We start from the raw sequence: 9,758 nt of genomic DNA on the forward strand, positions 1-9,758 counted from the left end.
TATCGCCACCTGTTACCAAATTGACCACAAAAATCAAGGCATTTAGTGCAAAGGTCATGAGAAAAATTCCCTTCACATCCAGCAATCGCGCGTTATACTGTCTCAATAGATAAACTAGTGAGTTCCCCAAGAGAGCTAAGTGCCCAAAGATAAAGGACAAAATGGCAATATGTGGGAAAGGATAGGGATCTGGCACTGGATAAACAAAGGCAGCTAATGTCCCAAATGTTCCTAGTAATGCAAAATACTGCCTATATTTAGACTGACCAGGAAGCAAGAGCACCACAAACATAGCCATACGGCAATGGTAAAAGGGTAAGCTTTCTGACAATGGCATATGATTAACCCCGTACCATCCATAAAGAAGGATTAACTGAACTGCCTGCAAGATTTGGAAAAATCGTTGATAAGCCTTCTTTTCACGATAACGATAGGCTGTATAAAAAGTTAAGGCTAAAAGTGTAAATATACTGACATACCAAAAAAGGTCAAATTTGGGTGGTTCTGTTGCTTGGGTCGTAAAGAAAATATCCCATAAATTCATCTAGTCTTCCTCATGATTCAAAATTTTCCTGCATTTTATTATACCATGCTATTTAAGAAAAATGAATTTAGAAATACGATAATCATCTTCTTAGTCAAGATATTGCTCGCTCTGACCTTGATAAACCTGCCAAAGAATCTCTATTTGCTCCTTGGTAATGCGTTTTTCAGATAAGGCTGGCAGTTGGTCAATGGCAAAAAATTGAAGGTCAGCAATTTCTTGATTTTCTTGGAATTGTCCATCAAGAAGCTTACATTCAAAAACAAACTTTGCATATTGCTTGCTCTGTAGTTGGAAACGATTGGTATCAAAAACAGCTAGTAGTCTTTCAACGTTAGCTTCAAAACCAGTTTCTTCTTCAATCTCCTTGAGAATATTTTCAGTTGGTGAATAACCGACCTCGCCAAAGCCACCTGGCAAAGCCCAATCATCCTCTCCTTGTCCCCTAACCAGACAAATCTTCCCATCCTCAACAATCCAAGCACGGACGTCCATTAAAGGAGTCGCATAAGCGGAGGTCGGTTTCAAGACTTCTGCAACTTCTGCTGCATCAAGGTCTGATATCTGATTCAACATTTCAGATAACAGACTTCGCAAGTCTTCGTAGCGCTCACGGTCGAAAGGATCTTTTGTAAAGGTTAATCCAGTATCCGTAATGGCTAGCATTCTTTGCAGATACTTGACAAAATCACTTGCCTTCATGTTCTAAACTTTCTACCAACTTGGCTAGGTTCATAGAGTTAGAGCCTTTGAGCAGGATTTGGTCATTAGCTCCAAGGCTTTCTTTAACCTGCTTAACTAGGTCTTCAAATTGGTCTTGGTCTTCTGTTTTCTTGAAATAGTAAACGTGGCCAATTGGGAACATTTGACTGGCCAATTGGGCTAATTCGGCAATGTCTTCTCCATAGAAAATAAGGGTATCAAGCTCATCTGGAGAAAGGCTCAAAATCATCTGATTATGGAGTTGAACAGAATGGTCGCCGAGTTCCTTCATGTCAGCCAATACAGCGATTTTCTTTCCTCCTTCGTTGGCTGGAATAGCAGAGAACGTTTCCAAAATCAACTTCATAGCAGTTGGATTGGCATTATACACATCTGATAGAATATCTGCACCATTGGCTGCTTTCTTCCACTCGGTACGGTTACGCGTCAATTCAAGATTTTGGAAGGCCTGACGAATCTGCTCCTCAGTCACTCCTTCTTGTAGGGCAACATAGGACGCAATCATGGCATTGGTGGCATTGTACTTACCAGTCACTGGCAAATCAAGGGCTTGCTCCAAGAAATTGGCCTTAAAGGTCAAGCTATCCTTACGCTCAACCAAGTCGGTAATTTCCAACTCAGCTCCTTGCCCAAAACGGACCACCTTTTTATCAGCTGGCAAGTAGTCCTCTACAATAGAGTCAGCTGGTGCCAAAAGCAAGGAATTCGAAGACATCCCGTCTGCAATTTGCATTTTTCCTTTAGCAATTTCAGAACGGTCTTTGAAAAAGGCCAAATGGGCTTCGCCAACCAAGGTCACGATGGCTGTTTTTGGATGAGCCAATTCTGACAAGAGATGAATATCTCCCAAATGATCCTGTCCCATCTCCAAGACCAACTTTTCTGTTTCTTCAGGCATATGAAGAACCGTGTAAGGAAGACCAATCTCATTATTGTAGTTGCCTTGTGTTTTGTAAGTTTTGTAGGTTGTTGATAGCAAGTGCGCTAACATATCCTTGGTCGTTGTTTTACCATTTGAACCTGTAACAGCAAAGACATCAACTGCTGTTTTTTCAAGATAGTAGGCAGCTAGGGTTTGAAAGGCTGTCAAGACATCATCTACTAGAATGTAAGGATGATTTGCGACCTTTTTCTCAGACAAGGTTACTGCTGCACCATTTTCAAAGGCTGTTTCGATAAAGTCATGACCGTCACGCGCACCTTTGAGGGGCACAAATAAATCTCCTGTCGCAATCAAACGACTGTCAAACTCAGCTTTTTCTAACTGGGTGTCCTCAAAGATGCTGATATCATTTTTAGCTCCTACAACTTGAGCCACTTCATGGATTGTTAATTTCATTTCTACTCCTTTAAAAAGGGTCGAAGCTCGAGAACTCTAGTCACCTTGCAGTGATGGTTCTGGCTTCTACCCCCCTCTTTCATTTTATAGCAAATGCGCTTCGCGCTTGTCAAAACTTTCCTTGGCAAGGTCAACCAAACGCTCGATTAGTTCTGGGTAGCTGATTCCCATATTGTCCCAAAGTAGTGGGTACATAGACCACTGGGTGAAACCTGGCATGGTATTGAGCTCGTTTAGGAAAATCTCTCCCTTATCTGTATAGAAGAAATCACAACGAGATAGACCTAAACCACCAATAGCACGGAAGGCAGTTTCTGCATTCTGACGCATGACAGCTACCACATCATCACTGATTTTAGCTGGGATATCCATGGTAATCTTGTTGTCAATATACTTGGCATCGTAGTCATAAAAGGCAACATCCTTGACTACTTCTCCTGGTAGCGTACTCTTGACATCGTAGTTGCCCAAGAGACCAACCTCGATTTCACGAGCATTTACCCCTTGCTCTACCAAGACACGGCTGTCATATTGGAAGGCAAGTTTCAAGGCTTGACGAAGTTCCTCTTGATTTTCAGACTTAGAAATACCGACACTAGAACCCATGTTAGATGGTTTTGTGAAAACTGGATAAGTCAATTTTTCTTCAACTTCAGCAATTTTAGCAGTCATATCATCACCTTCGACAATGGCCACATAAGGAACTTGGGCAATCCCGACAGATTCTAAGACACGCTTAGTGGTGATTTTATCCATGGCAAGACTAGATGACAATATGTTACAACCAACATAAGGCATTTTCAAAACTTCCAAGAATCCTTGAACTGAGCCATCTTCTCCCATCGGACCGTGGAGGACTGGAAAGACCACTGCTCCCTCTTCGTATATAGCACTTGGTGCAACTTTCTTATCCCAATCAATGGTTTCATTGGTCATAAGACGATCCTCTTGACCTGGAGTCTGGCTAAATTCTTGCGTTTTAATAAAGTCACCTGACTGGCTGATGAAGAAAGTCTTGACTGTGAAACGATCGTAGTTGACCGCACGCATGACACTCTCAGCTGAAAGGACAGAGACTTCACGCTCTGCACTACGTCCACCGTATAAAAGAATAATCGTTTGTTTCATATTATTTGTTCCAATTCTAATAGAATACTCGTTCTTTAGTATATCATATTTGCTTCTTTTTTGAAACTTGAACCTGATACTGGTCTTCAATAAATCTAAAAAGAGACCGATAAAACAACTGTCGGTCTCCGTGATTTTTGTATAAATGAATTGAGTGTATTAATTTGTCTAGACTTACAACTCTGTTCGATTTTCAATGGCTCGTAAGAGTGTAACTTCATCCGCATACTCAATATCCGCTCCGACAGCGAGACCTCGTGCTAGACGCGTAACCTTGATACCAGCTGGCTTGAGCAAACGTGAAAGATACATGGATGTCGCTTCCCCATCTGCTGTAGCATTGGTCGCCACAATCACTTCTGAAACTTCACTATCCATAAGACGAGTCATAAGGCTCTTGAGATTGATATCATCTGGACTGATACCATTCATGGGAGAAATAAGACCATGTAAGACATGATAGAGTCCATGGTATTCTTGGATATTCTCCATGGCTGCCACATCGCGACTATCTTCGAGAACTAAAATCGTTGTCTGGTCACGAGTCGGATCGGTACAGATAGAGCAAGGATCGTCATCAGTCAGGCGACCGCAGATGGAACAGTAGGTCAGCTCTCTCTTCGCAGAAAGGAGATTTTTAGCAAATTCATTGACATCGTCATCAGACATTCCAATAGTATAGAAGGCCAGACGGGTAGCCGTCTTAATCCCGATACCCGGTAACTTAGAATAACTGTCAATTAGCTTAGCTATAGGTGTTGGATAAAGCATATATTCCTTTCTAATTCATTGGATGATGTTGGTTATAGAGGTTGATAATATCGCGCGCAATGGAAGGTCCGACACCATTTGTAAGGTTGGTGTTATGAGGGAAGACAACAGCTACAGCGATTTGAGGATTATCTGATGGTGCATAGGCTACAGCATTAGTATTGTTAGCTTTTTGACCACCCTCAACATAACTTTCGGCAGTACCTGTTTTACCACTAATCGATACGCTTGCGCCATTTGAAAAGGCACGACCGGTTGTCAAAGCACTACCACCATGTGACACTTGATAAAAGCCTTGTTGGAGGATGGAAACATCAGACTCAGAAATATTAATTTTATTCATTTCCTTGGTTTCAACAGATTGGATTAAGTTCCCTAAACCACCTTGTTCGTTGTTTCCATAAATCCCCTCGACAATGTGCGGTGCAATCCGAACACCGTTGTTGGCAATGGTGCCAACGTACTGGGCTAATTGCATAGGGGTGTAGTTATCAAACTGGCCAAAGGCATTGGTAATGTAATTAGCAAAATTATACTCTTTTGGTATAAAACCAGTTGACTCATCTGGAAGGTCAATGCCTGTTGAGGCTCCAAGACCATATTCCGCAAATGTCGAACGAAGTTTCCCCATGGCGGATTCTAAATTGTTAGTTAAAACAAACATATTGGGTTGATAGGTCTGACCCATAATGCCCAAAGCCGTTTGAACCATGTAGGCATTAGAAGAATACTCCAAGGCTTCCACAGCTGTAATCGGGAATGAACCGTAAGCCTGAGTGTACCAAGAATTAATCGGAGCTGAACCTTGGAAGACAATCGGTTGGTCTGTCAAGGTCTGATTCCCTGATAAGACTCCATTCTCCCAACCAGAGCTGATGGTCGCCGCCTTGACAACAGAACCTGGGACAAAGACATTGGTTACTGTTCCCAAGGAATCAGGTGTTAAATCTCCCGTTTTCAAGTCATGTTTGAGTCCTGACATAGACAAAACTGCACCTGTTTTTGGGTTCAAAGCAACTGCATAAACACCTTCAGAATATCTGGCTCCTCCATTTCCTAACTCAGAATTGAAATAACTCTTAAGAAGATTGTCCACGCTATCTTGGAAGGCCAAATCAATAGTCAGTTTAATATTATTCCCTTTGGTACCATCTTCGATATTTTCGACACTTTCCATATTGCCATACTTGTCTAGATGGATTTCCTTCACCGAGCGTTTTCCTTGCAAGGTTTCTTCATATTGTTTTTCTAGATAAGAGGTTCCAACACGGTCATTTAGAGAATAACCCTTTTTGATATAAGCATCTGCTTCTTCAGCTGGTAGACCAGCTTTTTCACTGGACACACTTCCTACTATAGACGAAAGAGAAGTCTCTAGGACCTTTCGATCCCACGAAGTTGAAATACTGATACCAGGTAAATTCTTAGAAGCCGAAGCAATCAAGGCAATCTGTGTGTCTGACAAGGAATCTGTCGCAATGGTGCCTGTCGCAAAATTTCCAACTGCATTGAGTTGGCTAAAGAGGTAAATTTCTTTCTTTTCGTCATCAGAGTAGGTCAATTGACTTGGATCGATACTTTCAACAGTATTATTGTAAAGCTCGGACTCAGATAATTGGTTGCCATCAGAATCAAGGCGCTTCTCGCGTGGTAAGCTTTCCACTGCTTTTTTATAGACATCTTGATCTGCCAGGTAATAGTCCGCCAACTGTCGGTCAGTCAATATTGGAGAAGAAACTCCCACATAAGCCAGCAACTTCTTGGCTGTTTCTTTTAAATCTGCAGCCGTCATTTTGTTGTTCCTTGTAAAAGATACAACTTGCTTGATGGTGTTTTCGACGAGAGGTTTCCCTGTTGCATCGTAGATTTGTCCACGGGCTGAACTAGTGGTCACCTTTGTTTTACTAGCCGATGCTAATTTTGTCTCATAAAAATCCTTGTTCAAAACCTGCATGTAAAGCAGGCGACCAATAATGGCCATAAAAAGCAAAATAACAATTGAAAACAATAAATTAAGCCGAATCGGAATCGAATGGCTATCAAATTTTCTCATACAAATCAGTCTCATTTCTATTTAAAATCTTACTCTTCATTGTACCACAATTTAAGAAGAAATTTTGGAAAAGAAGGGAGCTTTTCCCATTTTACAGGAAAATACGATTTTATTTATCCATCCCTACATTATATGATATAATAAATGTAAAAGTTCGATGACTCAGTCTTTTCCAATATGACTCATTTAAAGGAGCCTTCCCTATGGACAAACCAGATATAGCAACCCTCATTGATTCTCACTTCGAAGAAATGACAGAACTAGAGCAAGAAATCGCTCGCTATTTTTTGCAAGCTGAAACCATTGCAGATGATTTATCTTCTCAGCAGGTCACTCAAAAATTACATATCTCTCAAGCTGCTCTGACCCGCTTTTCTAAAAAATGTGGTTTTACAGGCTATCGAGAATTTATTTTCCAATACCTGCACCAAGCAAAGAAACAGGACACTCATTCTCACAAACATAGTCCTTTAACCAACCGAGTTCTTCGAAGCTACAGTAATATGCGAGAACAAACACAGGGCTTGATTGACGAAGAACAACTGGAACGAATCGCCCAGTTAATCGAAGATGCTGATCGTGTCTACTTCTTTGGAACAGGGAGTTCTGGCCTTGTCGCTCGTGAAATGAAATTGCGCTTTATGCGTCTAGGTGTGGTCTGCGAGGCCTTGACCGATCAAGACGGTTTTGCTTGGACAACCAGTATTATGGATGAGAATTGTCTCGTACTCGGTTTCTCACTTTCTGGCTCAACTCCTTCTATTTTAGATAGTCTATTAGATGCTAAGGAGATGGGGGCAAAGACTGTACTTTTTTCAAGTGTTCCCAATAAAGATAGTCAGGCCTATACAGAGACTGTTCTTGTAGCCACACACAGCCAGCCATCCTACATCCAACGAATATCCGCTCAACTTCCTATGCTCTTCTTTATCGATTTGATTTATGCCTACTTTTTGGAAATCAATCATGAAAGCAAGGAGAAAATCTTTAATAGCTATTGGGAAAATAAAAAACTTAATGGCTATCGAAGACAAAAACGTGTAAGAAAATCCTAGTTTGGTCTAGCCAAACTAGGATTGTTTTGTCTTAATACTCTTCGAAAATCAAATTCAAACCACGTCAGCTTCGCCTTGTCGTACTCAAGTACAGCCTTCGGCTAACTTCCTAGTTTGCTCTTTGATTTTCATTGATTATAAAATGATAATAAGCACCCAACATACCTGCTGTATTTTGATGATGGGCAAATTCTAATCGTGTTTTTTCAGCAAGGCTTGGCACCAAAGCTTCTTTCAAGGCTGTGCGAATCTTTGGTTTGAGGATAGCCTCTTGTCCCATGATACCGCCACCGAGAATGACCACTTCTGGATTGGCCACATAGCAAATATTTGCCAGACCTTTTCCTAGATAGTCTACCATACGGTCAATACCAGCCATGCAAATCTTGTTTCCTTCTGTAGCTTCCTTAAAGATACGTCGGCCATTCCACTGATCAACATCTTCTCCATGTGCTTCAGCTACATATTTCACTAAAGCTGTTGTAGAAGCCAAATCTTGGAACGCTCCATCCTGCATATGCATATAACCAACTTCGCAGGCTGAGTTGCTAAAACCATGGAAGACTTTCCCATCCATAATCAAACAACCACCGATACCGGTTCCAATAGTCAAGCAAAGGGTGACACTCGCTCCCTTGCCTGAACCAGATACCGCCTCAGCCAGACCTGCACAGTTGACATCATTTTCAATCTCACAAGGAATAGTAAAGCTAGTCTCGATTTCCTTTTTGAACTGGGTGCCTGCGTAGTTGGGGATTTGAGGCCCAGCGTAGAAAATCTCACCCTTGTCTGGATCCACCATTCCTGCTGAAGAAATAGCAACACCTGCTACTGGGCCTTGTTCTAAATAGCTGGCTACGATATCTTTGGTTTTTTGTAAGATATGAGGTCCACCCCTATGCGCCTCTGTTGGCATTTCATGCGATTCAACAAGTTGGCCTTCTTGGTCGATCAAACCATATTTGATGTTGGTTCCACCGATATCAATTGCAACGTAGTGTGTCATAAATACCTCCTTATGGATTAGAGGAAGCGCTCCTTGGTTTCACGAATCAAGGCTGCAGCTGCTTCTACAACTGGACGATCTTCTTCAGTCACTGGCGTCAATGGTGAACGAACAGAACCAATGTTCAGTCCTTCATTGAGCTTCAAGACCTCTTTGATGACACCGTACATATTTCCATGTGCAGAAGTGAGTTTACCAATGATAGCATTGATAGCGTATTGCAATTCACGCGCTGTTTCCAAGTCTTTATCAGCAATCAACTGATTGAGTTTCAAGAAGAGTTCTGGCATGGCACCATATGTACCACCAATACCAGCTTTAGCACCCATAAGACGACCACCTAAGAACTGCTCATCTGGACCGTTGAAGACGATGTGGTCTTCCCCACCAAGGCTCACAAAGGTTTGGATATCTTGAACTGGCATAGAGGAGTTCTTAACACCGATAACACGTGGATTTTTCAACATTTCTGTGTAAAGGCTTGGAGTCAAAGCAACCCCTGCCAATTGAGGAATGTTGTAAATCACGTAATCTGTATTTGGAGCTGCAGAACTGATATCGTTCCAGTACTTAGCAACTGAGTATTCTGGCAAGCGGAAATAAATCGGCGGAATCGTTGCAATGGCATCTACTCCTAAGCTTTCAGCATGACGAGCAAGTTCCATACTGTCTTTGGTATTGTTGCAAGCAACGTGAGCAATAATGGTCAATTTACCTTTGGCAACTGCCATCACTTCTTCCAAAATCAATTTACGGTCTTCAACACTTTGGTAGATACATTCACCAGAAGAACCATTGACATAGAGACCTTGAACACCTTTATCAATGAAGTATTGAACCAAGGCACGAGTACGTTCTGGGCTTACTTCTCCTTGATCATCATAACATGCGTAGAAGGCTGGAATGACACCTTCGTATTTTTTTAAATCTGACATAGATTTTCTCCTAAGATTTCTTTTTTCTGCTGAGAGCAGTTCTATTCTTTACAAGTTTAGTATACACCTTGTGAAAATCGCTTTCAATATCTTGTATACACTTAGATTTTAGTTTCTACTTGTATTTTAGAAACTGTAACGATTGAAAGTAGTTTCAGAAACAAGCCATCCTATTGGTATTTGGTAAAGATTTTCTCCATCAAA

At 41.4% G+C, this 9,758-nt stretch carries 9 protein-coding genes; 1 reads left to right on the forward strand and 8 read right to left on the reverse strand.

The window, feature by feature from the left end; genetic code table 11:
• From QZ565_RS06050 to pbp2b, 6 genes are all read right to left on the reverse strand, one after another.
• Positions 1-544, reverse strand: a 544-nt coding sequence (locus tag QZ565_RS06050) for a YwaF family protein (RefSeq protein WP_295526945.1), incomplete at its 3' end; no start/stop codon positions are given.
• Positions 545-634: 90 nt separating this feature from the next.
• A complete protein-coding gene (locus QZ565_RS06055; protein WP_295526948.1) occupies positions 635-1,246 on the reverse strand; it encodes an NUDIX hydrolase in 612 nt (203 codons plus the stop codon).
• Positions 1,233-2,606: a UDP-N-acetylmuramoyl-tripeptide--D-alanyl-D-alanine ligase gene (gene murF / locus QZ565_RS06060; protein WP_295526950.1), complete on the reverse strand. Its 1,374-nt coding sequence runs from the start codon at positions 2,604-2,606 to the stop codon at positions 1,233-1,235. Before murF ends, QZ565_RS06055 begins: the two co-directional genes overlap by 14 nt.
• Before the next feature lie 84 nt (positions 2,607-2,690).
• The gene (locus QZ565_RS06065; RefSeq protein ID WP_120718584.1) at positions 2,691-3,734 is read right to left on the reverse strand and encodes a D-alanine--D-alanine ligase; all 1,044 of its coding nucleotides are present in this window, start codon (positions 3,732-3,734) and stop codon (positions 2,691-2,693) included.
• Between the two features lie 174 nt (positions 3,735-3,908).
• Positions 3,909-4,505, reverse strand: a complete 597-nt coding sequence (gene recR, locus QZ565_RS06070) for a recombination mediator RecR (RefSeq protein WP_000966754.1) — start codon at positions 4,503-4,505, stop codon at positions 3,909-3,911.
• A gap of 10 nt (positions 4,506-4,515) precedes the next feature.
• Positions 4,516-6,573 carry a penicillin-binding protein PBP2B gene (gene pbp2b, locus QZ565_RS06075; RefSeq protein ID WP_295526955.1) on the reverse strand — a complete coding sequence of 686 codons (2,058 nt, stop codon included), beginning with the start codon at positions 6,571-6,573 and terminating at the stop codon, positions 4,516-4,518.
• Positions 6,574-6,761: 188 nt separating this feature from the next.
• Here pbp2b and QZ565_RS06080 point away from each other — a divergent pair, with 188 nt between their 5' ends.
• Positions 6,762-7,613 carry a MurR/RpiR family transcriptional regulator gene (locus QZ565_RS06080; protein WP_295526958.1) on the forward strand — a complete coding sequence of 284 codons (852 nt, stop codon included), beginning with the start codon at positions 6,762-6,764 and terminating at the stop codon, positions 7,611-7,613.
• Between the two features lie 109 nt (positions 7,614-7,722).
• On the opposite strand, the gene QZ565_RS06085 is transcribed toward QZ565_RS06080, so the two are convergent.
• Together QZ565_RS06085 and QZ565_RS06090 are read right to left on the reverse strand one after the other, a co-directional pair.
• Positions 7,723-8,619 (reverse strand): ROK family protein, encoded by an 897-nt coding sequence (locus QZ565_RS06085; RefSeq protein ID WP_295526961.1) that lies wholly within the window; start codon positions 8,617-8,619, stop codon positions 7,723-7,725.
• 17 nt (positions 8,620-8,636) lie between these two features.
• Entirely contained in the window at positions 8,637-9,554 is a 918-nt protein-coding gene (locus QZ565_RS06090) for a dihydrodipicolinate synthase family protein (RefSeq protein WP_061864425.1), read from the reverse strand.
• Between the last annotated feature and the right edge of the window lie 204 nt (positions 9,555-9,758).

This window comes from uncultured Streptococcus sp. (genome assembly GCF_915066115.1).
Lineage (GTDB): Bacteria > Bacillota > Bacilli > Lactobacillales > Streptococcaceae > Streptococcus.

Bases quoted from the DNA above. Each gene is read 5' to 3' on its own strand.
- QZ565_RS06055 (WP_295526948.1), bottom strand. From the start codon at position 1,246: ATGAAGGCAAGTGATTTTGTCAAGTATCTGCAAAGAATGCTAGCCATT.
- murF (WP_295526950.1), bottom strand. From the start codon at position 2,606: ATGAAATTAACAATCCATGAAGTGGCTCAAGTTGTAGGAGCTAAAAAT.
- QZ565_RS06065 (WP_120718584.1), bottom strand. From the start codon at position 3,734: ATGAAACAAACGATTATTCTTTTATACGGTGGACGTAGTGCAGAGCGT.
- recR (WP_000966754.1), bottom strand. From the start codon at position 4,505: ATGCTTTATCCAACACCTATAGCTAAGCTAATTGACAGTTATTCTAAG.
- pbp2b (WP_295526955.1), bottom strand. From the start codon at position 6,573: ATGAGACTGATTTGTATGAGAAAATTTGATAGCCATTCGATTCCGATT.
- QZ565_RS06080 (WP_295526958.1), top strand. From the start codon at position 6,762: ATGGACAAACCAGATATAGCAACCCTCATTGATTCTCACTTCGAAGAA.
- QZ565_RS06085 (WP_295526961.1), bottom strand. From the start codon at position 8,619: ATGACACACTACGTTGCAATTGATATCGGTGGAACCAACATCAAATAT.
- QZ565_RS06090 (WP_061864425.1), bottom strand. From the start codon at position 9,554: ATGTCAGATTTAAAAAAATACGAAGGTGTCATTCCAGCCTTCTACGCA.